At 40.4% G+C, this 22,674-nt stretch carries 25 protein-coding genes, 1 tRNA gene and 1 pseudogene; 12 read left to right on the top strand and 15 right to left on the bottom strand.

Going from position 1 to position 22,674, the window contains the following annotated elements:
• The first annotated feature begins 26 nt into the window (after positions 1–26).
• Positions 27–434, top strand: coding sequence for a helix-turn-helix domain-containing protein (locus tag ACTG7Q_RS05840; protein WP_439241838.1), 408 nt, complete (start codon positions 27–29; stop codon positions 432–434).
• A gap of 187 nt (positions 435–621) precedes the next feature.
• On the opposite strand, the gene ACTG7Q_RS05835 is transcribed toward ACTG7Q_RS05840, so the two are convergent.
• Positions 622–698: transfer RNA gene (locus ACTG7Q_RS05835), tRNA-Val, on the bottom strand.
• Positions 699–800: 102 nt separating this feature from the next.
• Positions 801–2,231 (bottom strand): bifunctional D-glycero-beta-D-manno-heptose-7-phosphate kinase/D-glycero-beta-D-manno-heptose 1-phosphate adenylyltransferase HldE, encoded by a 1,431-nt coding sequence (gene hldE / locus ACTG7Q_RS05830; RefSeq protein ID WP_439241836.1) that lies wholly within the window; start codon positions 2,229–2,231, stop codon positions 801–803.
• 126 nt (positions 2,232–2,357) lie between these two features.
• Between hldE and lpxL the strand changes: the two genes are divergently transcribed.
• From lpxL to ACTG7Q_RS05785, 9 genes and pseudogenes are all read left to right on the top strand, one after another.
• On the top strand, positions 2,358–3,299 hold the full coding sequence (gene lpxL / locus ACTG7Q_RS05825; RefSeq protein WP_439241833.1) for an LpxL/LpxP family Kdo(2)-lipid IV(A) lauroyl/palmitoleoyl acyltransferase: 942 nt from the start codon (positions 2,358–2,360) through the stop codon (positions 3,297–3,299).
• Positions 3,300–3,375: 76 nt separating this feature from the next.
• Positions 3,376–4,203 carry a 2,3,4,5-tetrahydropyridine-2,6-dicarboxylate N-succinyltransferase gene (dapD, locus tag ACTG7Q_RS05820; RefSeq protein ID WP_439241830.1) on the top strand — a complete coding sequence of 276 codons (828 nt, stop codon included), beginning with the start codon at positions 3,376–3,378 and terminating at the stop codon, positions 4,201–4,203.
• Between the two features lie 208 nt (positions 4,204–4,411).
• Positions 4,412–4,975: a hypothetical protein gene (locus tag ACTG7Q_RS05815; RefSeq protein WP_439241827.1), complete on the top strand. Its 564-nt coding sequence runs from the start codon at positions 4,412–4,414 to the stop codon at positions 4,973–4,975.
• A 107-nt stretch (positions 4,976–5,082) separates the two neighbouring features.
• Positions 5,083–5,550 (top strand): 6,7-dimethyl-8-ribityllumazine synthase, encoded by a 468-nt coding sequence (ribH, locus tag ACTG7Q_RS05810; protein ID WP_439241824.1) that lies wholly within the window; start codon positions 5,083–5,085, stop codon positions 5,548–5,550.
• A gap of 14 nt (positions 5,551–5,564) precedes the next feature.
• Positions 5,565–5,993: a transcription antitermination factor NusB gene (gene nusB / locus ACTG7Q_RS05805; protein ID WP_439241822.1), complete on the top strand. Its 429-nt coding sequence runs from the start codon at positions 5,565–5,567 to the stop codon at positions 5,991–5,993.
• Positions 5,994–6,050: 57 nt separating this feature from the next.
• A complete protein-coding gene (thiL, locus tag ACTG7Q_RS05800) occupies positions 6,051–7,049 on the top strand; it encodes a thiamine-phosphate kinase (protein WP_439241820.1) in 999 nt (332 codons plus the stop codon).
• Complete coding sequence (locus tag ACTG7Q_RS05795) at positions 7,046–7,552, top strand: phosphatidylglycerophosphatase A family protein (protein ID WP_439241817.1); 507 nt, start codon at positions 7,046–7,048, stop codon at positions 7,550–7,552. Before thiL ends, ACTG7Q_RS05795 begins: the two co-directional genes overlap by 4 nt.
• A gap of 1 nt (position 7,553) precedes the next feature.
• Entirely contained in the window at positions 7,554–8,183 is a 630-nt protein-coding gene (locus tag ACTG7Q_RS05790; protein ID WP_439241814.1) for a homoserine/threonine efflux transporter, read from the top strand.
• A gap of 165 nt (positions 8,184–8,348) precedes the next feature.
• A pseudogene (locus ACTG7Q_RS05785) lies at positions 8,349–9,237 on the top strand (IS256 family transposase).
• A 128-nt stretch (positions 9,238–9,365) separates the two neighbouring features.
• On the opposite strand, the gene ACTG7Q_RS05780 reads toward ACTG7Q_RS05785, so the two are convergent.
• The 9 genes from ACTG7Q_RS05780 to ribA form a co-directional block, all read right to left on the bottom strand.
• A complete protein-coding gene (locus ACTG7Q_RS05780) occupies positions 9,366–9,914 on the bottom strand; it encodes a hypothetical protein (protein ID WP_439241811.1) in 549 nt (182 codons plus the stop codon).
• A gap of 187 nt (positions 9,915–10,101) precedes the next feature.
• The gene (locus tag ACTG7Q_RS05775) at positions 10,102–10,506 is read right to left on the bottom strand and encodes a hypothetical protein (protein WP_439241809.1); all 405 of its coding nucleotides are present in this window, start codon (positions 10,504–10,506) and stop codon (positions 10,102–10,104) included.
• A gap of 300 nt (positions 10,507–10,806) precedes the next feature.
• Positions 10,807–11,514 carry a SanA/YdcF family protein gene (locus tag ACTG7Q_RS05770; protein WP_439241806.1) on the bottom strand — a complete coding sequence of 236 codons (708 nt, stop codon included), beginning with the start codon at positions 11,512–11,514 and terminating at the stop codon, positions 10,807–10,809.
• Positions 11,515–11,565: 51 nt separating this feature from the next.
• On the bottom strand, positions 11,566–12,864 hold the full coding sequence (locus ACTG7Q_RS05765; protein WP_439241803.1) for an adenylosuccinate synthase: 1,299 nt from the start codon (positions 12,862–12,864) through the stop codon (positions 11,566–11,568).
• A 105-nt stretch (positions 12,865–12,969) separates the two neighbouring features.
• Positions 12,970–13,857: a protease modulator HflC gene (gene hflC, locus ACTG7Q_RS05760; protein ID WP_439241801.1), complete on the bottom strand. Its 888-nt coding sequence runs from the start codon at positions 13,855–13,857 to the stop codon at positions 12,970–12,972.
• Positions 13,857–15,095, bottom strand: a complete 1,239-nt coding sequence (hflK, locus tag ACTG7Q_RS05755) for an FtsH protease activity modulator HflK (RefSeq protein WP_439241799.1) — start codon at positions 15,093–15,095, stop codon at positions 13,857–13,859. Before hflK ends, hflC begins: the two co-directional genes overlap by 1 nt.
• A 34-nt stretch (positions 15,096–15,129) precedes the next feature.
• The gene (gene smpB / locus ACTG7Q_RS05750; protein ID WP_439241796.1) at positions 15,130–15,612 is read right to left on the bottom strand and encodes an SsrA-binding protein SmpB; all 483 of its coding nucleotides are present in this window, start codon (positions 15,610–15,612) and stop codon (positions 15,130–15,132) included.
• Positions 15,613–15,754: 142 nt separating this feature from the next.
• Entirely contained in the window at positions 15,755–16,459 is a 705-nt protein-coding gene (gene arcA, locus ACTG7Q_RS05745) for a two-component system response regulator ArcA (protein ID WP_439241794.1), read from the bottom strand.
• A gap of 137 nt (positions 16,460–16,596) precedes the next feature.
• Positions 16,597–17,265: a GTP cyclohydrolase II gene (gene ribA / locus ACTG7Q_RS05740; protein WP_439241791.1), complete on the bottom strand. Its 669-nt coding sequence runs from the start codon at positions 17,263–17,265 to the stop codon at positions 16,597–16,599.
• Between the two features lie 94 nt (positions 17,266–17,359).
• Here ribA and ACTG7Q_RS05735 point away from each other — a divergent pair, with 94 nt between their 5' ends.
• Positions 17,360–18,103 carry a phosphatase PAP2 family protein gene (locus tag ACTG7Q_RS05735; RefSeq protein ID WP_439241789.1) on the top strand — a complete coding sequence of 248 codons (744 nt, stop codon included), beginning with the start codon at positions 17,360–17,362 and terminating at the stop codon, positions 18,101–18,103.
• Positions 18,104–18,130: 27 nt separating this feature from the next.
• Positions 18,131–19,045 (top strand): N-acetylglucosamine kinase, encoded by a 915-nt coding sequence (nagK, locus tag ACTG7Q_RS05730; protein WP_439241786.1) that lies wholly within the window; start codon positions 18,131–18,133, stop codon positions 19,043–19,045.
• Between the two features lie 51 nt (positions 19,046–19,096).
• Here the strand turns inward: nagK and ACTG7Q_RS05725 are convergent, their stop codons facing one another.
• From ACTG7Q_RS05725 to ACTG7Q_RS05710, 4 genes are all read right to left on the bottom strand, one after another.
• Positions 19,097–19,450: a DUF4870 family protein gene (locus ACTG7Q_RS05725; RefSeq protein WP_439241784.1), complete on the bottom strand. Its 354-nt coding sequence runs from the start codon at positions 19,448–19,450 to the stop codon at positions 19,097–19,099.
• A gap of 283 nt (positions 19,451–19,733) precedes the next feature.
• Positions 19,734–20,378, bottom strand: a complete 645-nt coding sequence (locus ACTG7Q_RS05720) for a hypothetical protein (protein ID WP_439241782.1) — start codon at positions 20,376–20,378, stop codon at positions 19,734–19,736.
• Between the two features lie 110 nt (positions 20,379–20,488).
• The gene (locus tag ACTG7Q_RS05715; protein WP_439241779.1) at positions 20,489–21,307 is read right to left on the bottom strand and encodes a D-hexose-6-phosphate mutarotase; all 819 of its coding nucleotides are present in this window, start codon (positions 21,305–21,307) and stop codon (positions 20,489–20,491) included.
• Positions 21,308–21,483: 176 nt separating this feature from the next.
• Positions 21,484–22,521, bottom strand: coding sequence for an extracellular solute-binding protein (locus ACTG7Q_RS05710; protein ID WP_439241777.1), 1,038 nt, complete (start codon positions 22,519–22,521; stop codon positions 21,484–21,486).
• Positions 22,522–22,674 lie beyond the last annotated feature (153 nt).

Below are 22,674 nucleotides of genomic sequence, written 5' to 3'. Positions count from 1 at the left end.
CTAATTAACCTAAAAGTGAGTATATAATGAATGTTAATGAAAAAATACGTAAAATCAGAGAGTTAAAAGATTGGTCACAGGAACAAATGGCTGAAAAAATGGAAATGTCTTTAAATGGTTATGCCAAAATTGAACGTGGTGAAACTAAACTCTACTTGGATAAATTAGAAAAAATAGCTCAAATTCTTGACATTGATGTTGTTGAACTGATTTCATCTGGAGAAAAGAATATCTGTTTTCAAATTGAATCGCCTTTAGGATCAATATATCAGGGGGTCAATGAAACATTATTACAGATTGAGATAGAGAAATTAAAATTATCGTTATCACATAGTCAAGAAATTCTAGTTCAAAATAACAAACTACTGGAACAAAAAGACAGTGAAATAAATGCTTTAAAAGAGGTGATTGAGCTGTTAAAGAACAAAGGATAAGGCTTTTCCCTGTTTTTAGTAGTACGCATTTTTTGCAGTAATAGAAAGATTCTACTAAAATCCATGATTAGATATGGTTAATACCAATTCCGAGCGATTACGATAATCTAAATCGACGAAATAGCTCGTTGAATAAGGGCTTATTTGTGTTTTTTGATTAGTTACGGTGAGTTATGAATGGGTTAAATGGTGCGACTAGCTGGACTCGAACCAGTGACCCCCACCATGTCAAGGTGGTGCTCTAACCAACTGAGCTATAGTCGCATATTTGAAATATGAAAAATGAGATTGTTCTCAAAAGTGCGGTAATAATATAGAAAGATTTTGTGAAAAACAAGTTCTTTTTTCACCGCACTTTTCAATTGCTTAATCTTTCAACGCTTGGATCTTTTGAATGACGTTACTGGTGGAGCAACCATTTTCAAAATTCAAGACTTGAACGTCACCGCCATTGGCCCAGACTTCTTTGGCGCCCGCAATATCTTCAGGATTGTAATCCCCACCTTTAACTAATAAATCAGGTAAGATTTCAGCAATTAAACGTTGTGGCGTGTCCTCATCAAAGGCAACCAGCCAGTCCACAGAAGATAAGCCGGCGAGTACCGCCATGCGACCGGCTAAATCATTGATTGGGCGTGTTTCGCCTTTTAAGCGTTTAACGGAATGATCGGTGTTCACGGCAACGATTAAGCGATCGCCGAGTTTTCTGGCGTTTTCTAAGTAGGAAACATGACCAGGGTGCAAAATGTCGAAACAACCGTTGGTCATCACAATTTTTTCGCCACGATCTTTGGCTAATTGCACTGCCGTTTTGAGTTCGCTTTCATTCATAATGCCAAAGCCAGTAGAAGTTCTGCCATGAATCGCATTTTCTAATTCCACCGTTGATACTGTAGAAGTACCGAGTTTTCCCACCACGATACCGGCAGAAATATTGGCTAAATAACAAGATTCTTCAAAAGAACGGCCATCTGCGAGAGCGGTAGCAAGCACACTGATGACGGTATCACCAGCACCGGTGACATCAAACACTTCTTTGGCCACGGTTGGTAAGTGATAAGCTGGTTGATTTGGGCGTAATAAGGTCATGCCTTTTTCTGAACGTGTGACTAAAAGTGCGGTTAAATTAATATCAGAAATCAGCTTTAAGCCTTTTTCAATAATATCTTTTTCGCTGTGGCATTTTCCCACCACAGCCTCAAATTCGGACATATTCGGCGTTAATAAAGTGGCTCCACGGTAGCGTTCAAAGTCAGTCCCTTTTGGATCGATCAATACAGGCACATTGGCTTGGCGTGCGATTTGAATCATCTTTTGAACTTCCGCTAGGGTGCCTTTGCCGTAGTCGGAGAGGATTAAAGCACCGACATTTTTCACCGCACTTTCTAGTTTCTGTAATAAGTCATTGGTCGGGGCTTGATGAAAATCTTCTTCAAAATCAAGACGTAATAGTTGTTGATGACGAGAGAGAATACGTAATTTAGTAATGGTCGGATGGGTGTCTAATTTAACAAAATTACACTCAATTTTTTGTTGTTCTAATAAGTGCGTTAAGGCAACCCCTGTTTCATCATGACCAATTAAGCCGAGCAATTCAACTGGTACGTTCAGTGAGGCAATATTCATGGCGACGTTTGCGGCTCCGCCTGCGCGTTCTTCATTTTCTTGTACACGAACGACGGGAACCGGAGCCTCGGGAGAAATACGGTTAGTCGCACCAAACCAGTAGCGGTCTAACATCACATCACCAAGAACTAACACTTTTGCATGGGGAAATTGTGCAGAGAATTGATTCATAAAATATGTCCTAATAGTATAGAATAAAAATATTTTTGCTGATTTTACCACAGCATAAAACAGTTTGGCTTAAAATTTCGATGAAATTCGGTTAAACTATGCGGAGTTTATTTATTGAGGGGCATTATGTCGGAAAATCATCATCCTTATCCAAGGTTTCAAAAAGCGTTTCTGCATCCTAAATATTGGGGATTTTGGTTAGGCTTGGGATTATATTGGTTACTATTATGTTTGCCTTATCCTTGTTTGGTGAAAATTGGCAGTGGATTAAGTGGGCTATTTAAGCGATTAAAAGTCGGTAAGCGTCGTGCCAAAATTGCACAGCGTAACCTTGAATTGGCTTTTCCTGACTGGTCGGCACAACAACGAGAGGAAGTCTTACAAGCCCATTTAAATAATGTGGGCATGGCCATTATTGAAACTGGCATGGCGTGGTTTTGGTCGGATCAACGGATTAAAAAATGGTCGAAAATTGATGGCGTGGAATATCTAAAAGAAAATGCCAAAGATGGGATTATTTTAGTGGGCGTGCATTTCTTAACCTTAGAATTAGGGGCGAGAATTGTCGGGCTTTATCACCCAGGGATTGGGGTGTATCGTCCCAATGACAAGCCGATTATGGACTGGTTACAGGCTTGGGGAAGAATGCGTTCCAATAAGCATTTATTGGATCGGAAAAATTTGCGAGCCATGGTAAAAGCACTCCGCCAAGGGGATACGATTTGGTATGCACCTGATCATGATTATGGGCAAAAAAGTGCGGTGTTTATTCCGTTTTTTGCGGTGCAAGATGCCGCCACAACCACAGGATCTTATTATTTACTGAAAGCCTCCCCCACCAGTAAGGTCATTCCTTTTGCACCGTTACGCAATAAGGATAATTCAGGTTATACCGTCACCATTTCTCCGCCGGTGGATTTCACGGATGTGAGTTCAGAAAAAGAGATTGCGATTCGGATGAATCAAGTGGTGGAGAGCGAAATTATGAAAGGGGTGGATCAGTATATGTGGTTACACCGTCGCTTTAAAACCGAACAAGACGGCGATGACGGCAAAAAATATCGTTAAGAACAGGTGAATTTTACCGCAAGTTATGGTAAAACTCGTTAAATTATTTTATATCGACAAATAGGAAAGAAAATTTATGTCAAATTTACAAACAATCATTGAAAATGCCTTTGAAAAACGTGCAGAGATTACCCCAAAAACCGTTGACGCTGAAACACGTTCAGCTATTGAACAGGTTATTGAGGGATTAGACAAAGGCACTTATCGTGTGGCAGAAAAAATGAATGGCGAATGGGTCACCCATCAATGGTTGAAAAAAGCTGTGTTACTTTCATTTCGTATCAACGATAACCAAGTGATTGACGGTGCGGAAACCAAATATTATGACAAAGTGGCGTTGAAATTTGCTGATTACACCGAACAACGTTTTGCTGAAGAAGGTTTTCGTGTGGTGCCGTCAGCGACCGTGCGTAAAGGGGCCTATATTGCAAAAAATTGCGTGTTAATGCCGTCTTATGTGAATATCGGGGCTTATGTGGGCGAGGGAACCATGGTGGATACCTGGGCGACCGTGGGATCTTGTGCTCAAATCGGTAAAAATGTGCACCTTTCTGGTGGCGTAGGCATTGGTGGGGTATTAGAACCGTTGCAAGCCAATCCAACCATTATTGGTGATAACTGTTTTATCGGTGCTCGTTCTGAGGTGGTTGAGGGTGTCATTGTGGAAGATGGTTGCGTGATTTCCATGGGCGTGTTTATTGGTCAATCTACACGTATTTATGATCGTGAAACCGGTGAAATTCATTATGGTCGAGTGCCTGCCGGTTCTGTGGTGGTGTCTGGTAGTTTGCCGTCTAAATGCGGAAAATATAGCCTTTATTGTGCCGTGATTGTGAAAAAAGTAGATGCTAAAACCCTTGGTAAAGTCGGTATCAATGAATTATTGCGTACCATTGATGAATAAGGTGATTGATAAAAATTAAGCAATTAACAGGGCAAAGGGAACTTTGCTCTGTTTTTTTAGTCGAACGTGAAACCATTTGATTTAATCAAATGACTTGAATTGTAAAGAGAGTGTAAAATTTTTTGCATTTTACAATAAAATTGTTCACAATATGCAACCATCGGCAAGACCGATATTATTAAACAAACATTTATTTAGGGAAAAAACAATGAAAAAATCAGTATTAGCAACATTAGTATTAAGTTCAGTATTCGCATTAGCCGCTTGTGATCAAGCATCAAAAGATCAAATGTCATCTAAAGTAGAAGAGGCAAAAGCAAGCGTGGTTGAAGCCAAAGATGCGACGGTTGAAGCAGCAAAAGAAATGAAAGATGTTGCCGTAGAAAAAGCAACTGAAGCCAAAGATGCCATGGTAGAAAAAGCCGGCGAAGCTAAAGACAAAATGGTAGAAATGAAAGATGCGGCAGCAGATAAAATGACCGAGATGAAAGATTCAGCCTCAGACAAAATGACCGAGATGAAAGATTCAGCGTCAGAAAAAATGACCGAGATGAAAGATTCAGCGTCAGAAAAAATGACTGAGATGAAAGACTCAGCGTCAGAAAAAATGACAGAAATGAAAGACGCAGCGTCAGACAAAATGACTGAGATGAAAGATTCAGCCTCAGACAAAATGACAGAAATGAAAGATGCAGCGAAAGAAAAAGCGGCTGCCGCAGCAGACGCCGTTTCAGAGAAAGCAGCAGAAGTAAAAGAGGCTGTAACGAAATAATTCATTTTGAATTTCACTGAAAGGAAACCAAATTGGTTTCCTTTTTTTATTATCAATTATGTGCTAGAATCAACGGTCATTCAGTGTTTATTTATAAAGGAAACAAAATGCAAGTATTAGAAGGCGTATTAGCCGCACCCAATGCAAAAATTGCCGTCGTAGTGGCTCGTTTTAATCATTTTATTAATGACAGTTTAGTGGATGGGGCGATTGATGCGTTAAAACGTGTTGGTCAAGTGAAAGATGAAAATATTACCTTGGTGAAAGTCCCAGGGGCTTATGAATTGCCATTAGCCGTTCGCCGTTTAGCGGATAGCAAAAAATATGACGGTATCGTTGCTTTAGGTACGGTTATTCGTGGTGGTACAGCCCATTTTGAATATGTGGCTGGTGAAGCGAGCAGTGGAATTGGTCATGTTTCTCTTGATGCGGATATTCCAGTGGCATTTGGTGTATTAACCACCGAAAATATTGAACAAGCCATTGAGCGTGCAGGCACCAAAGCAGGCAATAAAGGGGCTGAGGCTGCATTAGTCGTGTTAGAAATGATCAACTTACTTGATCAAATTAAATAACAATGGGCAATCCTATGACTGAACCAGTGAAGAAACCGTCAGCACGTCGTCGTGCCAGAGAATGTGCTGTACAAGCCTTGTATTCTTGGGCTGTTTCGCAAAATGAGGCCGCAGAAGTGGAATTGGCTTTTGTGTCTGAACAAGATTTAAAAGGCGTAGATGTGGCCTATTTCCGTCAATTATTCCGTCAAACTGTGGATAATTTAGCGGCGGTAGATAGCACCTTAGCACCTTTTTTAGACCGCACGTCGGAAGAATTAACTCCGATTGAAAAAGCCATTTTGCGTTTAGCGACCTATGAATTGAAATATGTGCTTGATGTGCCTTATAAAGTGGTGATCAATGAGGCTATTGAAGTGGCTAAAACCTTTGGGGCAGACGATAGCCATAAATATGTCAATGGCGTATTAGATAAAGTGGCACCGTCTTTAGGGCGTCGATAGAAAATCACAACGAAAAAGTGGGCTTAGTTATGCCCACTCTTTTTTTAGGTAACGATCATGGCGAAAACTGAATTTGATCTCATTGATACTTTTTTCACACAGCAATCTGTACAACGTGTGGATGTACAACTCAATATTGGTGACGATTGTGCATTAACCACCATTCCAACCGGCAAATCCTTGGCCATTACCACTGATACCATGGTAGAAAATTCGCATTTTTATCCAAATATTGATCCCCGAGATTTAGGTTATAAAGCCGTGGCCACCAATTTAAGCGATTTGGCTGCCATGGGGGCTGAACCTGCATGGATTTCATTAGCTTTAACCTTGCCGAAAGCAGATGAAAATTGGTTACGAGCTTTTAGTCAGGGCATGTTTGAAATCTTGAATGAGCATCATGTTGCCTTAATTGGTGGCGATACCACCAGTGGAAGCGTGCCGTCTATTACCATTACTGCCCAAGGATTTGTGGAAAAAAACACCGCACTTCGCCGTGATCAAGCGAAAGTGGGGGATTGGATTTATGTATCTGGGACAATCGGAGATGGGTTAGCCGGTTTTTATTTGCTTTCCGATTTGTATCAAGGCAAGAAAAGTGCGGTGAATTTAGAAGAAAGCTATTTAATTCAACGCAATCTCAGACCGACCCCTAGAATTTCCCTTGGATTAGCTTTAACGCAACATCAATTATCCTATTGTGCGTTAGATCTTTCTGACGGCTTAGTCGGTGATCTCGGGCATATTTTAGATCGAAGTGGGGTAAGTGCGGTGTTAAATCTAGAAGATTTACCCTGTTCTCCTGCCTTGGTCAAGTTATATGGACGAGAACAAGCGGAGCAATTTGCTTTGCAAGGGGGCGAAGATTATGAACTTTGCTTTACGGTTCCCGATCATCAAAAAGCCTTATTGGATCACTATTTAGCCCCATTAAAGGTGCCTTATACCTGTATTGGTCGTATCGTGGAAAAAAATCCACAGCAAAATATGACTTACCAACGACAGGGAAAAATGGTAGATTTACATATCTCTAGCTTTGAACATTTTAAATCATGACAGACAGCATAAAAACCCCATTACAACGACTTCGCTTAACCAACCCTGTGCATTTGCTTGCGGTGGGCTTGGGTTCAGGTTTAATTCATCCCGCCCCAGGTACTTGGGGCAGTTTGGCTGGATTATTGATTGGTATATTATTCATGCAAATCATACCATTAAAAATATTCATTATTTTCACCGCAGTTTGCTTTTTTGTAGGCTGTTATTTATGCCAAAAAACCGCTGATGATATGGGTATTCATGATCATGGTGCCATTGTTTGGGATGAATTTGTTGGCATTTGGATTGTACAAATTGGCATGGTTGGATTATTCGCCGAACATTTGATTATCGGCAATGTATTGGCATTTGTACTCTTTCGTTTATTTGATATTTGGAAACCCTTTCCGATTAAATATTTTGATCAAAAATTAGAAAGCGGTTTTGGGATTATGGTTGATGATGTGCTGGCCGCTGGCTATGCCGTGTTGGCTTATTTTTTGATGTCATTTGTGGTGTAACATGCTGAATTTAATTATTGTGCATTTTTTCGGTTTATTAAGCCCCGGCCCTGATTTTTTATATGTGAGTCGCATGGCGGCCAGTAATTCAAGACGCAATACGATTTGTGGTATTTTGGGTATCACCCTTGGCGTGGCCATGTGGGCCGCCGCAGCGATTTTAGGCTTGGCGATTTTATTTAAAACCTTACCGATTTTACATGGCGTCATTATGTTACTCGGTGGCAGTTATTTGGCTTATCTTGGCGTAAAAATGGCCAAAAGTCGGCAAAATACCGTGTTTGCTGAACTTACGGAACAGGATTTTAACCAGAAAACGACCGTTAAAGCCGAAATCATGAAAGGCTTATGGGTCAATTTATCTAATGCTAAAGTGGTGATTTATTTCAGTAGTGTGATGTCTTTGGTGTTAGTCAATATGCAAGAAATCTGGCAAATGGTCACCGCATTTATTATTATTCTGATTGAAACCTTTTTCTATTTTTACACCGTTTCTTTGTTATTTTCTCGTCCTTTAGCAAAACGTTTTTATAGTCAATATAGTCGTTATATTGATAATGTGGCGGGTGTTATATTTTTAGCTTTTGGGGGATATTTGGTTTATAGTGGTGTGCGAGAGATTTTGTTATAGGTGCTTAAAAAGATAAAAGCAATAACAGAAATGTTATTGCTTTTTAATGTTAGAATGATTGATATATAATATATTTATCCGTAGTTCTTAATGTTTATGGAGCCTAGAACAAAATTTGTGTAAATACCTGTTTCTGAGATAATAACCAAAACAGGTATTTTCATTATGAATGAACAACAAATTAAATTATTGGCTAATGAACTCGCCAAAAATTTCAAAACGCCATAAGATCTCAATCAGCTTTCTCGAATGCTGAAAAAAATGACCGTGGAAACCGCTCTCAATACTGAGTTGACCTCACATCTCGGTTATAAGAAAAATCAGACTCGCATCAAGGGTATGGATGAGCAAATCATTGCTTTATATGCCAAAGGGTTAAGTAATCAAGAGATTGTTGATTCGTTTAAGGAATTTTATGATGCTGATATTTCGCCTAGCTTAATTTCTCGGGTAACAGATTCAGTCAAAGAACGCATTATTGAATGGCAAAATGAACCCCTTAACGCAGAGTATACCATTGTTTATCTGGATTGTATCGTGGTGAAAGTTCGCCAAGGTGGACGGATTATCAATAAAGCCGTGTTTGTCGCTCTTGGCGTGAATTTGGAAGGACGCAAGGAGCTGTTAGGGCTTTGGATTGCCGAAAATGAAGGGGCAAAATTTTGGTTAAACGTGCTAACCGAGCTTAAAAATCGTGGCGTACAGGATATTCTGATCGCATGCATTGACGGTTTAAAAGGCTTTCCTGATGCGATTAATACTGTTTTTCCTGAAACGAAAATTCAGCTTTGTATCGTGCATATGGTTCGTAATAGTTTGAAATACGTCAGTTGGAAAGATTACAAAGCCGTAACAGCGGATTTAAAGCTGATTTATCAAGCCGTTACGGAACAAGTTGCCTTGCAAGAATTAGCTAATTTTGAGCAAAAATGGCAAGCAAAATACCCCTTAATCGCCAAAAGCTGGCAAATGCTCAATGCCAATCCGAAATTGGCGAGCAGCATTGAACCATTTTGTGCTAGAATTTGGTGATCGTTTAAATGATCACCTTTAAGTGAAATTGGTGTTTACACAAAATGTGGGATAGGCTCACTTTAATGCTTAAAAAGTAACAAGAAGCAATAATGATATTATTGCTTCTTGTTACTTTTTAAAATGTTTGTAATTTAATATGTTTGTAATTTAATATGTTTGTAATTTAATATGGTTTTCCATTATATTTAATATTTTATGTTTTTCAGAAGAACCTTTTTTGAATAAGTTTTGATTTTCTTTTGTTACATTGAATTTATCAAATAAAGATATAATTCTTTTATCTATTCCTATTAAGGAATTGATAATATCATGACTGTAATATTTGTTATTTAATATTTTCTCTACATAATCACCACGAATTTGTAGAACTTGCATAAATTGGGGTTCTGTTAGATTATTTAATTTTCTATCTAGTTCCCAATAAAAACTATCAATATCTTTTGAAAACTCTTCTAAACCAACTATTTCATCAGGATTTAAAGGCTGAATCAAATCTTTATATGTGTAAGTTTTTCCCCTAAATGTACTTTTAATTTGTTTCATTTCTTTGGTGACTTCACCATAATAATATAATCTTGAACCATCAGGGGTGCAATATTCATTTTTACTTCTTGAGAAATCATTGCAACCATAAGCAAAAGCATTTTGAGAAATTAAAAATAAAGAACCTACTAAAATTGTTTTGAGAAGTTTCATAAATTACTCCTTTTTATTATTTATTGTTTTGTATTATTAATAATTTGGATGTTATCGTAGATTAAAATAAAAGGAAGATATTTTTTTAATTATTTACAAAAAAATTTGAAAATTAATTTAAAAATACATACCTTGTAAATATAATCAGGGAAAACACAAATCATCAACACTAAGTTATAACAGTTTGTTATTTTTCTAGTTTTTGAACCCAAGTATCAGCCCACCAAACATAGATCATACTGATTACAAGATCAAGAAATGTAGTACCGAGAAATATATAATGTGAATTTTGTAAACTATCTTTGAATAGATGATATATCCAATAATTTTCACCGATATAAATAAAAATCATAAATAATATGGTTAAGGTTTTATGCCAAAATTTGTCTTTTGTGTTTATAATGAATTTGGATATACTGCATAAAATTAGCACCGAAAAGAGTTGTAAAAAATGAACAAATAGTAAAATGGCAGCATCACTAGTATCTCCAGTGTATTGCAGATAAAGCAAGTAGGATAGTGGCGGAAGTAACGTTACAAATAATACCCCCCAAAGTTTACAGCGGTTAAGTGTGTTTTTTTCTATTGTCATAAAAATTCCTTTGTTTTTGAAGAAAATTATAGATTTGGTATCTCATAGCCTACAAAAATACTATTTAACCGTGAAATTTTTTGCATTTTATCATTGTTTTTTTTTGCACAAGTTGAGATTGAAATGTATACAAAATAAATTAATGAAGTGATAAGTGGTCGGGGTGAAATGCCCTGCATCACGTACAGGGTTAAGCATAGTAACGATACTCCATATCTTGCGTGATCGAGCTACGGCGTAGTTAGACATGCGTCGCCCCGTACGTCAGTGCGGGATAATTTCCCCCTATTTCCCACCGCACTATTCTTCCGTTGCTAACCGATTTAACGGGGCCGGCAAGGGTTCTGGTTCCCCCAAAAAGTGCGGTTTTTTTTCGGTCAGTAATTCCCATACCATTAAGAAGCGGGCAAAAATTTCACGAAAGCGGGTGAGGGTGTAGATATCGGGGTTGTCTGCGGCAAAACAGATGGCATTGATATGGTGATATTGGGCAATAAATAAGGCTCGTTCGCAATGGAATGCCTGTGAGATGATAATCATGGGTTCCGCATGAAAGACTTCTTTGGCGCGAATAATGCTGTCGAGGGTGCGAAAGCCGGCATAATCGGGGTATAAATATTGCGGGGCAATGCCCATTTTAATCAGATCTCGTCGCATGGTGCGGGGTTCGTTGTATTGTAATGTACGGTTGTCCCCACTCAATAAAATATAGTCAATCTTTTCCGAGTCAAATAAGGCTTTTGTGCTTTCTAAACGATAATTATAGAATTGATTTGGGGTGTTTTTGGTGACATATTTGGCGGTGCCTAATACCACGGCATAGGGACGGTAGGGGGTGTCCTTGACATTGCGATAAATATCATGGCGGACTTTGTAGCCAACATATTGGTCGATAAGGATAAGCGTCGCAAGCACAAGAAACGCCAAACTTACGACGGCGTAAAAGAGCCGTTTGAGGGTTATTGGATTGAAATAACCTCGAACGTTGTGCGGTGGTTCCGTTAGCATGGCTTATCCTAAGTCGTCCCCCATTGCGCAGAATGGGGGAGTGGGTGGTGATTAAACAGCAAAAGGATCTTGCAAAATCATGGTTTGAACACGATCAGGGCCAGTAGACAGAATCGCCACCGGTACGCCAGTGACTTGTTCAATGCGTTTGACATAATCACGGGTGGCTTGCGGTAATTGATTAACATCCGTGACGCCGAAAGTATTTTCTTTCCAACCTGGCATGCTTTCATAAATTGGCTCAACGCCCTCCCAATCTTTGGCAGAAAGGGGAGCGAAGTCCACGATTTCACCATTCGGTAATTTATAACCGACGCAGATTTTGACTTCATCAAAGCCATCCAATACGTCCAATTTGGTCATGCAGAACCCTGAAATGCTGTTAATTTGAATGGCACGACGCATGGCAACGGCGTCAAACCAACCACAACGGCGTGGGCGACCGGTGACCGCACCAAATTCGTTGCCTTTGCGTGCAATTTCAGCACCGATATCATCAAATAATTCGGTGGCAAATGGACCACCACCCACACGGGTACAGTAGGCTTTGATAATGCCTAAAATATAATCCAAGTTACGAGGGCCAAAACCAGCGCCCGTTGCCACACCACCTGCGGTGGTGTTGGAGCTGGTGACGAACGGATAGGTGCCGTGGTCAATATCTAACATGGTGCCTTGTGCGCCCTCAAATAAAATATTGTCGCCATTTTTGCGAGCGGTATCTAATAGGGTGCTGATGTCTGCCACCATGCCAATTAATACGTCGGCAACGGCCATCACATCATCTAAGGTTTTTTGATAATCGACGGGTTCCGCTTTGTAGTAATGGACCAGTTGGAAATTATAGTAATCTAAAATAGTTTTCAGTTTTTCCGCAAATTTTTCACGGTTAAACAAATCGCTGACACGTAAACCACGGCGTGCCACTTTATCTTCATAAGCAGGGCCGATACCACGGCCAGTGGTGCCAATTTTATTATTGCCTAAGGCTGCCTCACGGGCGTGATCCATTGCCACGTGATAAGGCAAGATTAATGGACAGGCTTCGGAAATCAATAAACGTTCACGCACTTTAATACCACGGCTTTCTAATTCGCCCATTTCTTGCATTAAAGCAGAGGGAGAAAGCACCACGCCGTTACCGATTAAGCAAGTGACGCCCTCACGTAAAATACCGCTTGGAATTAAACGCAATACGGTTTTCTCGCCATTGATAATTAAGGTATGACCTGCATTATGGCCGCCTTGATAGCGCACCACATATTTTACTCGGTCGGTTAATAAATCAACGATTTTGCCTTTTCCTTCGTCACCCCATTGGGCGCCGAGGACAACCACACTTTTTCCCATAATCATTTCCTGTTAGTGTTTAAAAAAATTAACCTAGATACTTTACTATTTTTTAGTTTAAAGCTCAATAAAAAAGCCTAATCCAGTGATTAGACTTTTTTAAAATTATTTCTTTGGTGCCTGCATATAACGGAAAAATTCGCTATTCGGTTTTAAGATCATCATGTTATCCGAACCCGCAAAGCTGTTTTCATAGGCTTTTAGACTGCGTAAGAAACTGTAAAATTCGGTTTCATGTGCAAAGGCGTCAGAATATAATTTGGCTGCGGTAGCCTCGCCCTCACCTCGTAAGGTTTGTGCGGTTTTATTCGCATTGGCCGTAATTAACGTGACTTTACGATCCACATCCGCTTGAATAAAGGCGGCTTTTTCTTTCCCTTGTGAACGGTGTTCACGGGCAACGGCGTCACGTTCGGCACGCATACGTTGATAGATAGAGGAGGACACTTCATCGGGCAAATTAATTTGCTTAATTCGCACATCAATGACTTCGATTCCTAATTCTGCCGTGCTGTCTTGGCCTGTACTGAGGGATTTTTTCGCATCTGCCATTAATTCGCCACGGGTGCCAGACACAATGTCTTTAATGGTGCGGGAACCAATTTCAGAACGCAAACGGTCGTTGACTTTACGGCGTAATAAATTCGAGGCTTGGGTGTAATCACCGCCACCCGTGGTGGTGAAGAAACGGCCAAAATCGCTGATTCGCCATTTGACATAGGAATCCACTAAAAGGTCTTTTTTCTCCACGGTGACAAAACGATCCGCTTGGCCGTCTAAGGTTTTAATTCGAGCGTCAAGCAATTTCATGCTATCTAATACCGGCACTTTGAAGTGCAAACCCGGTGAATAGACTTTGACTTTGTTATCGACGTCACGTTGCACTTTGCCAAAACGTAACATAATGCCACGGCTGCCTTCTTGTACCACCACAAGGCTAGAATAAAGCACCAAGGCTAATACGATCACAATGGAAGTTAAATATTTACGCATTAGTTAAATCTCCCTTGGCGATTATTGTTGGTTGAGCTTGGCACGTTATAAACTGGCTGAGAATTGACCGCACTATTATTACTGCTACTGCTATTACTTGAGCTTGGAATGGTTTTTTCAAAACGCTGTACGTCCGTTTCTGGCACGCTCGCTGGTTTCTGGCGTAATAACTGATCCATAGGTAACACGGTTAAATTATTGCCGGCATCCATCATCACTTTTGGCGTTTTGGCCATCAGATTTTCCATGGTTTGAATATATAAGCGTTCTTTTAATACCTCAGGCGCTGCCTTAAATTCCGGCAACAAACGTTGAAAACGTTCCACTTCCCCTTTGGCATCTAACACAATTTGTTCTTTATACGCCGTGGCCTCTTCTAAAATACGTTGCGCATTGCCTCGAGCAATCGGCTCACGTTCACGGGCATAGGCCTCGGCCTCACGAATATAACGCTGTTCATCTTCTTGTGCTTTAATGGCATCATCAAAGGCGTCTTTCACATCTTCCGGTGGACGAGCAGACTGGAAGTTTACATCAATCACTTCCAAGCCCATATCATAAGGCTTAATGATCTCATTGAGGGCTTTCCACGTATCTTCACGCACCACGGAACGGCCAGTGGTTAAAATATTATCCATGGTCATGTGACCGACCACATAACGCAACGCACTGTCGGTGGCTTGGCCCAAGCTATCTTCCGCATTGGTCACGCTGAATAAGAATTTGGCCGGATCTTGCACACGATATTGCACGGTTAATTCAACTTTCACCATGTTTTCATCTTGCGTGAGCATGGAGCCTTGGGTTTTCAGCTCTTTGACTTGTTCAACATTCACCGGCAACACTTGATCCACAAATGTCGGTTTCCAGTTTAAACCCGGTTGCACAATCGCATGCAGTTGACCAAAACGTGTTACTACGCCACGTTCAGCCTCTTTCACCGTATATAAACCGCTTAATCCCCACACCACGGCGCCAACCAATACGGCAAGGGGCAATAATTTACCGACATTAATTTCGGGTAATTTATTGTTCGGGGTATTATTTGAGCCATTACCTTTATTTTTGCCGGATAATTTTTTCAGCAAATTGGTAAAGGCCTCCTCTAAATCGGGCGGCGATTGCTCGTTATCTTGCGATTTTTTCGGTTCATCTGTGGGTTGATTAGTTGGCTTTTGCGCCGAGGAATTGTCTGAATTCGTTCCCGGTGCTGCCCAAGGATCTTGATCCTGTGCCATTCATATTCTCCAAGTAGTTAATTAAAATGAGTGATTAGCCACGCTGGGCATGTTTCATAATTCGATCTTTTTGAACTTTCCATTCACGATCTTTAATATCGTCACGTTTATCGTGTAATTTTTTGCCTTTGGCCAAGCCAATTTTAATTTTCGCCCACGCATTTTTCCAATACAGCGACAAGGCCACAATGGTGAATCCATCACGATTTGCTTTGCCAAATAGGCTATCTAATTCTCGTTTGCTTAACAATAGTTTACGGGTTCGAGTAGGGTCGCACACAATATGGGTAGAGGCCACGCTTAAGGGTTGAATGGTGGCCCCAAATAAATAGGCCTCCCCGTTGTTAAAAATCACATAGCTGTCACTAATATTGGCTTTGCCCGCACGCATGGATTTCACTTCCCAACCTTGCAGGGAAAGACCCGCCTCAATTTCTTCTTCAATAAAATATTCGTGTCTAGCCCGTTTATTTAACGCAATAGTATTGGAACCGACTTTATTTTTTTTCTTGGTCATAGTATTTCGTTGATTTCAAAAGATAAGACAATTCTACCTAATATCGGGGCAATGTACAAATAAACAAGGGGAATAATCAAGAAAAAGTGCGGTAAAAATTCGGCTAAATTTTTCACCGCACTTAAATGTCGCTTGAAAGGGGTTATTCTAAGTGACCACAAAAACGATAACCCTCACCATGAATGGTGGAGATGATTTCGGGTGTTCCCGCATGATCTTCAAAATGTTTACGAATGCGACGAATGGTGACATCTACCGTGCGATCATTTTCTTTCAGGTCACGTCCCGTCATTTTTTTCAATAATTCTTCACGGGTTTGAATTTTGCCGGGGTTTTGGCAGAAATGTACCATGGCACGAAATTCGCTGCGTGGTAATTTCAGAATTTCACCCTCTGGGTTAATCAACGCATGTTGATTGACATCTAACGTCCAACCATTGAAACGGTAGGTATCGACTTTCGGATCGTCTTTTTCCTCGCCCATGGTACGTTGTAACAAATTACGGGCCCGAATGGCTAATTCTCTTGGGTTAAACGGTTTGGTGATGTAATCATCTGCGCCGATTTCTAGGCCGAGAATTTTATCCACTTCGTTATTACGACCGGTTAAAAACATCAGTGCCGTTTTGGTGTGTTCACGCAATTCACGGGCTAACATCAAGCCGTTTTTACCCGGTAGATTAATATCCATCACGATTAAATGGATTTCTTTGTTGGCGAGGATTTGTTGCATTTGATTACCGTCGCAAGCCTCAAAGGTATGATAACCTTCCGCTTGGAAAATACTTTTTAAGGTATTGCGCGTAATTGTTTCATCTTCAACGATAAGAATTTGTGGCGTAGCCATAGTTATGTGTCCTTCAAAAAACAAACATCACAAGCATGTGAAATAATAATCCGCTATTTTATAATTGTAACAATCTTGCAACAATAAAAATTTGCAATTAGTCACAAATTTTGTGATCTATGTCATAAAATTGGGGCTTATTTGGATGGAATTTCCGACAAACAATGGGGACAATTTAAAAAATGTTTTTCGCTATTTTCTGCCTCGCCTTGATGATGCACAATATAATGCCCCATTTTTTTCGCTTTGGTGTCTAAATAAGCGGTGTTGTAACGATTTTCACCCACGTTTAACGGCACCCGTTCAACCACATTAATGCCTGCTTTTTTCATGGTCTCAATTTTCGCCGGATTGTTGGTTAATAAGCGTACTTGATTAACGCCTAATAACGCAAAAATATCCGCACAAACCGCAAAATTACGTTCGTCTGCGGCAAACCCCAAGGCTAAATTGGCCTCAATGGTATCCATGCCCTGATCTTGCAAAGCATAGGCCCGAATTTTGTTAATTAACCCAATGCCACGGCCTTCTTCTCGGTGATAAATCAACACACCACGGCCTTCTTCACTGATTTGACGCAAGGCGCTAGCGAGTTGAAAACCGCAATCGCATTTTAAACTATACAGCGTATCGCCGGTTAAACATTCGGAATGAATACGAGCCAACACCGGTTGACCATCTCGAATATCGCCCATCACCAAGGCCACATGTTCTTTTTTGCTCTCAGGGAATTCAAATCCGACAATCTTAAAAATACCGAATTCGGTCGGTAAATTGGCTTCAGTCACAAGCTGAATTTTCGCCATAAAATAAATCCTTATTTTGCTTTTAGTTTTCTAGTGATAAAATAGATTTCTCAATTACATTTCATTACATACTTTATTACATAGGACAGCCGCTATGCTAAAACGCCTTTCATTATATACTTTTTTACTTTGCCTTGTGCCATTTTTTGCGTGGATTTTTTCATGGCAATGGCAAGGTGATGGTGATTTAACCGCATTTGATTATATTTTATATGGGTTAACCGAAACGGGGAGTGTGCCTTATGCGGTGATAAGTTGTGCGGTGTTGGCCTTATGTTTTTTGCCACTTTTTTCCAGCAAATCAAAATGGATAAGTGCGGTGATCATTATGGCCATTTCGATGGTGATCACGCAAGGCATTAAAACCGCTGCCAAAACGGTGTTTGCCGAACCTCGTCCTTATGTCAGTGCCTTGGCAGAACAAAGCGGTGTGTCAACGGACTATTTTTACGATCAAACCCGTGAACAACGTGCGGTGATTGTCAGCCAATTTTATGCCAATAAAACTGAAACACCCGCTTGGTTAGTTCATCACCGTGAGCGAGAAACAGGCTATTCTTTCCCATCAGGCCATACGATTTTTTCCGCCAGTTGGCTATTATTAGCGGTGGGCTTTACCCAACTTATGGGGCGCTGTCGTTTTGCCTCTAAAGTGTTAGTGGGGGGCGTCTTGTTGTGGTCGGTATTGATGTTGGTGAGCCGTTTACGTTTAGGCATGCACCATCCGATTGATTTATTGATTAGCACCTTGATTGCTTGGATTGTCCATGCCGTCATGTTCTTTTATCTTGAAAAGAAACAGATTTTTCAGCAAAATAGATTATTATTTGTCAAATAGTGCGGTGAAAAAAAACAGGAGTTTTTTATGTTATATGGATTAGATATTGGCGGCACCAAAATTGAATTGGCGGCCTTTAATGCACAGTTAGAAAAACAATACAGCGAACGCATTGAAACCCCGAAAGACAGCTATCAACAATGGTTGCAAGCGATTGTGGATTTAGTGAATCGGGCGGATCAAAAATTCGGTGAAAAAGGCACGGTAGGCTTGGGCTTACCCGGTTTTGTTAACCGTGAAACAGGGTTAGCGGAAATTACCAATATTCGAGTGGCGGACAACAAGCCGATTTTGCAAGATTTGTCGGCATTATTAGGGCGAGAAGTGCGTGCGGAAAATGATGCCAACTGCTTTGCCTTATCGGAGGCGTGGGACAGCGAAAATCAGCACTATCCTTTTGTGTTAGGTTTAATTTTAGGTACGGGTTTTGGTGGCGGATTGGTGTTTAACGGCAAAGTACATTCCGGTAAAGTGGGCATGGCGGGCGAATTAGGCCATTTGCAATTAAACTATCACGCCTTAAAATTACTCGGTTGGGACAAAGCACCGATTTACCGCTGTGGTTGTGGCAATCAAGCCTGTTTAGATACTTATTTATCGGGTCGTGGTTTTGAATTGTTATATCATGATTTAAAAGGTGAACAGTTATCAGCCAAAGACATTATAGATCGCTTTTATGCCAAGGATAAAACTGCGGTGGAATTTGTGGATCTTTTTGTGGAATTGGCGGCGATTTCTATTGGTAATATTATTACTGCGTTTGATCCGCACTTAATTGTTCTCGGTGGCGGGTTATCTAATTTTGATTATCTCTATGAGGCCTTACCAAACGCCTTACCCGCCCATTTAATGCGAAGTGCTAAAGTGCCAGTGATTAAAAAAGCCAAATATGGCGATTCAGGCGGCGTGCGTGGGGCAGCGGCGTTGTTTTTGGATAAATAAGAGAATGAATAAACCCTGTTTAAAACAGGGTTTATTTTGTTATGCTGATAATTATTTAAACCAGCCTGTCGGTGTCACTGTCGCATTTTCTTTTAAACGCAATGCGCCGACGACAATGCGGAAAATATACCAAATAGATGCCGCACAAATAATCAATGCACCAATGCCGATAATCGAAAGAATGCCACCCACCACGAAACCCAATAGGGTTCCCCAGAACGTGCGGATTAAGAAACGATAATGATCTTGGTAAGCCCCAAACACTTCATTTTTCTTAATATAAGCCAGAATGACGCCCGCAATAGCGGGTAATCCGCCAAACAGAATGCCCGCCCCAAATAAGGCATAAGCAATCCATAGTGTAGAGCGTTGGTCATTCGTATTTGGAATAATGTTTTGATTCATAAAAACTCCCATAATAATAAAGAAAACTGAACAATACCGAAAGCTCAACTAGCAATAAACAATCAGCAACCAACAAAAGGGTATGACAATATACATTACGCAACCTAGATGACATCACAACCAACAAAGAAACAAGGCAATTCATCTTAGGCGGGTCGATACCCATCATTTTATCTGTTACTCTAATGTTCAATTAGAGTAGCTCGGTATTGTTCAGGTGCGTTTTCAAACAGATGCCCGAGGGCGCCTCTTTGCGGTCGCAACCACACCGTTTTATATTTTATTAGGCCAGATTTAAGGCTTCCGCCATGGCGTCATCTAATTCAATCTGAATGGAGGTTGCACCGTTCAGATCCCGAATTTCATCATTCAAACGAATACGTTGATTCTTTAATTGTGCCATTTTTTGTTGACGCAAAGCGGTTTGTTCCGCATTTTCTGTTTTAATTAATAGCGGAAAATCACGCTCAATGGCATTATAACGGGCGGATTCCGTTTCTAATTTGGCATAAATCGTTAAACGATCTTGCATTTCGTTGACAAAATCAGTGGCGTTGTCATCGGCCACATCACCATTTTGTTGAATATCATTTAGAAAACTTAATTGCGTATCAAGCAGACGAATATCCGTTAACCGATCGGAAATCCCCGTTTTTTGATTGGCCTGCGCAATGGTTTTACGTAACTGTGCCAATATTTCGCTAAATTTTATATAGTCGTTTTCATATTGTAAAAATTGCTGACTATTGTCCTCAATTTTTTGTAATACCGCCTGACGCTTGCTTTCACTTTCCCAATAAAGCATATCGTTTTTATCAAGGTGATAACTGTATTTTTGCAAAGCCAGTTGTGCCGTTTCTTTCATTAATGTGCTAATACGTTGTGCGATAACATGCGCTCTTGACAGTGAAAATTGATAGGTTTTCATCTTTTCTCCTTATGAATTTTTGAAACTGTTAATCATAAAATGGTGATAAATTGGGAAATTTCAAGAGGGAAGTCAGGTAGCGAAAGTGATCGCTACCCTGAGCGTTAAGGTTAAACTGCGGTGGATTTTACCTGAATTTTTACCCCAACACTTTCCTGCTGTAAAGCCTGTTTAATCCGTGCGGTTTCCACACAAACCATGGTTTGATAACCCGTTTCTGACATACTGCTCGTCGGTTTATGCCATGGATTCCATACCACAGTGTCGGAGGCATTTTGATGTTCAACCGTAATCGTACGTTGATAAGCCTGATCTTCAATAATCGTTGCGCCTTGTTGAGCGGAATAAATACAATCCACATTTTCCCCAATGGTACGTGGTGATGGCACAGTTTCTTGTTGTTTTGTCAATGAGTTAAAGGTTGTGGTTGGTAAATTGTGTAATTGCACCTGTTGAATATCGCCCACATTAAAATAACTATGTAACGCTAATTGCGCATTCTCTTGCGAATAATTGGTAAAAATGAGTTCGCATTGTTCAGAAAATAACATTTGAATTGTGGCAATCAGCGTTTTATCTTCTGCGAACAAAGAGAATGTCAAACTTACTTGATTCGGGCTGATTTCATGCGTTGTTAAATCCCACAAATGGGTGCGAGCAAAGCCATGGGCAGGCGTGCCGTTATTACCAAACCACGGAAAGCAAATTGGCACACCGCCACGAATGGCGGAGCCTTGTTTAAATGGCTCAATTTCGCTTAACCAAAAGACATCTTGTGTGGCATGGCGTGGTTGCCAACTGAATAAATGGGCGCCTTGCAAAGCAATTTTGGCGCTGCCAACATTGTGGTTTACTTCCAATACGGGAATGTCATTATAGTGATAAAGGCTGAGTTCATGGCTGATAGATTGGACGAAAGTGCGGTGCATAATGTTTCCTTTTTTTGATGGATGTAAATAAATATTGTATTGATCTTGTAGGGGCGTATTGCATACGCCCAAGACAGATCGAGCAAAAGGGCGTATGCAATACGCCCCTACAATTACATCACAAATATAATCAATACAAAAACTGAATATTTGACAATATTATCCCTGATTTTGGCTTATTTTGCACTGTCTTCTTTTTTAATGCCCGCCTCTTTAATCAACGCTTTGGCCTCATCTAATTCGGCTTTACTGTTTAGCGTGACTTTCGGTGGATTGAGGCTATCCAATGGCACTAAGTAGCCCACGGGTGAGACCGCTTTTGCATTGGTTGGCCATTCTGCAGAGGTAGAAACATAGACTTCCTGTCCTTCTTTACTGGTTAAGAAATCTAAGAATTGTTGGGCCTCTTTGGCTTGTTTTGTGGCTTTTAAAACCGCTGCGCCTGAAAATACCAAGGTAGAATCCGCATCCGCATTACGCATATAATGGATTTTTGCTTGCACATTTTCTTGCCCTTTTTCTTTGTATAAACGCTCTAAATAATATTGATTAATGATCGCCACGCCTAACTCGCCCGCATCCACTTTTTTCAAGGCATCTAAATGCCCGTTAATGGATTGGCCGTTGGCTTTAAGGGATTTCAAAAAGGCTTTGGTGGCCTCTACGCCGTGTAATTTTTGGTATACTGCCACTTGCTCAACTAATGCACCAGAGGCAGGGTGATAAGAGAAATTGCCTTTCCATTTTGGATCATTGACCATTTCTGTCCAAGACGTTGGCAAGTCTTTTTCCGCAATTTTAGTCGGATTATAAGCTAACACACGACCACGCACGCCAATCGTCACAAAATCTTTGTTCGGGGCCGGTGGCACATTGTCGCTTTTCACATTGTTTAATGCGGTTTCACTCACAGGCGCAAGCAAGCCTGCATCACTTAAGGTTAAGAATAAATTAGCCCCCTCGGCAATAAAAATATCGGCAGAGGATTTATCGCCTTCTTCTTTTAATTGGTTAACGAAGTCCGAACCTTTGCCCGCTTTTAACTCAACTTTAATGCCGGTTTTTTCACTAAATAATTGCGCCGCTTTTTCAACCCCTGTATTTTTCGGTTGACCGTTATACACTAAAAGATCGGCCATGGCGACATTGGATAACATCAAGCCAGCCGCGGCAAAACCCGTTAAAATCGCATTTTTTTTCAGTAATTTTTTCATTGTAATACTTTCCTCATGAATGTGAAATTTTATTTACCACGTTATTTGACCACAAAGCAGTCCGCTTTAGATTAAACTAAATAAGAATTATTTTCAACAAGTTTGAAAGGGAAGAATAAATTTGCCTTTTTCTTTGCTCAAAATGATACAATA

The sequence above is a fragment of the Lonepinella sp. BR2474 genome (genome assembly GCF_051851555.1).
Classification (GTDB): Bacteria; Pseudomonadota; Gammaproteobacteria; order Enterobacterales; family Pasteurellaceae; genus Lonepinella.
This window is presented reverse-complemented; position numbering and strand designations above follow the sequence as displayed.

Coding starts and splice junctions, on each gene's coding strand:
- nusB (WP_439241822.1), top strand. CDS start 5,565: ATGACTGAACCAGTGAAGAAACCGTCAGCACGTCGTCGTGCCAGAGAA.
- lpxL (WP_439241833.1), top strand. CDS start 2,358: ATGTCGGAAAATCATCATCCTTATCCAAGGTTTCAAAAAGCGTTTCTG.
- ACTG7Q_RS05715 (WP_439241779.1), bottom strand. CDS start 21,307: ATGCACCGCACTTTCGTCCAATCTATCAGCCATGAACTCAGCCTTTAT.
- ACTG7Q_RS05770 (WP_439241806.1), bottom strand. CDS start 11,514: ATGCTAACGGAACCACCGCACAACGTTCGAGGTTATTTCAATCCAATA.
- ACTG7Q_RS05735 (WP_439241789.1), top strand. CDS start 17,360: ATGCTAAAACGCCTTTCATTATATACTTTTTTACTTTGCCTTGTGCCA.
- ACTG7Q_RS05815 (WP_439241827.1), top strand. CDS start 4,412: ATGAAAAAATCAGTATTAGCAACATTAGTATTAAGTTCAGTATTCGCA.
- ACTG7Q_RS05765 (WP_439241803.1), bottom strand. CDS start 12,864: ATGGGAAAAAGTGTGGTTGTCCTCGGCGCCCAATGGGGTGACGAAGGA.
- ACTG7Q_RS05710 (WP_439241777.1), bottom strand. CDS start 22,521: ATGAAAAAATTACTGAAAAAAAATGCGATTTTAACGGGTTTTGCCGCG.
- ribH (WP_439241824.1), top strand. CDS start 5,083: ATGCAAGTATTAGAAGGCGTATTAGCCGCACCCAATGCAAAAATTGCC.
- nagK (WP_439241786.1), top strand. CDS start 18,131: ATGTTATATGGATTAGATATTGGCGGCACCAAAATTGAATTGGCGGCC.
- smpB (WP_439241796.1), bottom strand. CDS start 15,612: ATGACCAAGAAAAAAAATAAAGTCGGTTCCAATACTATTGCGTTAAAT.
- dapD (WP_439241830.1), top strand. CDS start 3,376: ATGTCAAATTTACAAACAATCATTGAAAATGCCTTTGAAAAACGTGCA.
- ACTG7Q_RS05720 (WP_439241782.1), bottom strand. CDS start 20,378: ATGAAAACCTATCAATTTTCACTGTCAAGAGCGCATGTTATCGCACAA.
- ACTG7Q_RS05780 (WP_439241811.1), bottom strand. CDS start 9,914: ATGAAACTTCTCAAAACAATTTTAGTAGGTTCTTTATTTTTAATTTCT.
- ACTG7Q_RS05775 (WP_439241809.1), bottom strand. CDS start 10,506: ATGACAATAGAAAAAAACACACTTAACCGCTGTAAACTTTGGGGGGTA.
- ACTG7Q_RS05790 (WP_439241814.1), top strand. CDS start 7,554: ATGCTGAATTTAATTATTGTGCATTTTTTCGGTTTATTAAGCCCCGGC.
- arcA (WP_439241794.1), bottom strand. CDS start 16,459: ATGGCTACGCCACAAATTCTTATCGTTGAAGATGAAACAATTACGCGC.
- hflK (WP_439241799.1), bottom strand. CDS start 15,095: ATGGCACAGGATCAAGATCCTTGGGCAGCACCGGGAACGAATTCAGAC.
- hldE (WP_439241836.1), bottom strand. CDS start 2,231: ATGAATCAATTCTCTGCACAATTTCCCCATGCAAAAGTGTTAGTTCTT.
- ACTG7Q_RS05840 (WP_439241838.1), top strand. CDS start 27: ATGAATGTTAATGAAAAAATACGTAAAATCAGAGAGTTAAAAGATTGG.
- hflC (WP_439241801.1), bottom strand. CDS start 13,857: ATGCGTAAATATTTAACTTCCATTGTGATCGTATTAGCCTTGGTGCTT.
- ACTG7Q_RS05725 (WP_439241784.1), bottom strand. CDS start 19,450: ATGAATCAAAACATTATTCCAAATACGAATGACCAACGCTCTACACTA.
- ACTG7Q_RS05795 (WP_439241817.1), top strand. CDS start 7,046: ATGACAGACAGCATAAAAACCCCATTACAACGACTTCGCTTAACCAAC.
- thiL (WP_439241820.1), top strand. CDS start 6,051: ATGGCGAAAACTGAATTTGATCTCATTGATACTTTTTTCACACAGCAA.
- ribA (WP_439241791.1), bottom strand. CDS start 17,265: ATGGCGAAAATTCAGCTTGTGACTGAAGCCAATTTACCGACCGAATTC.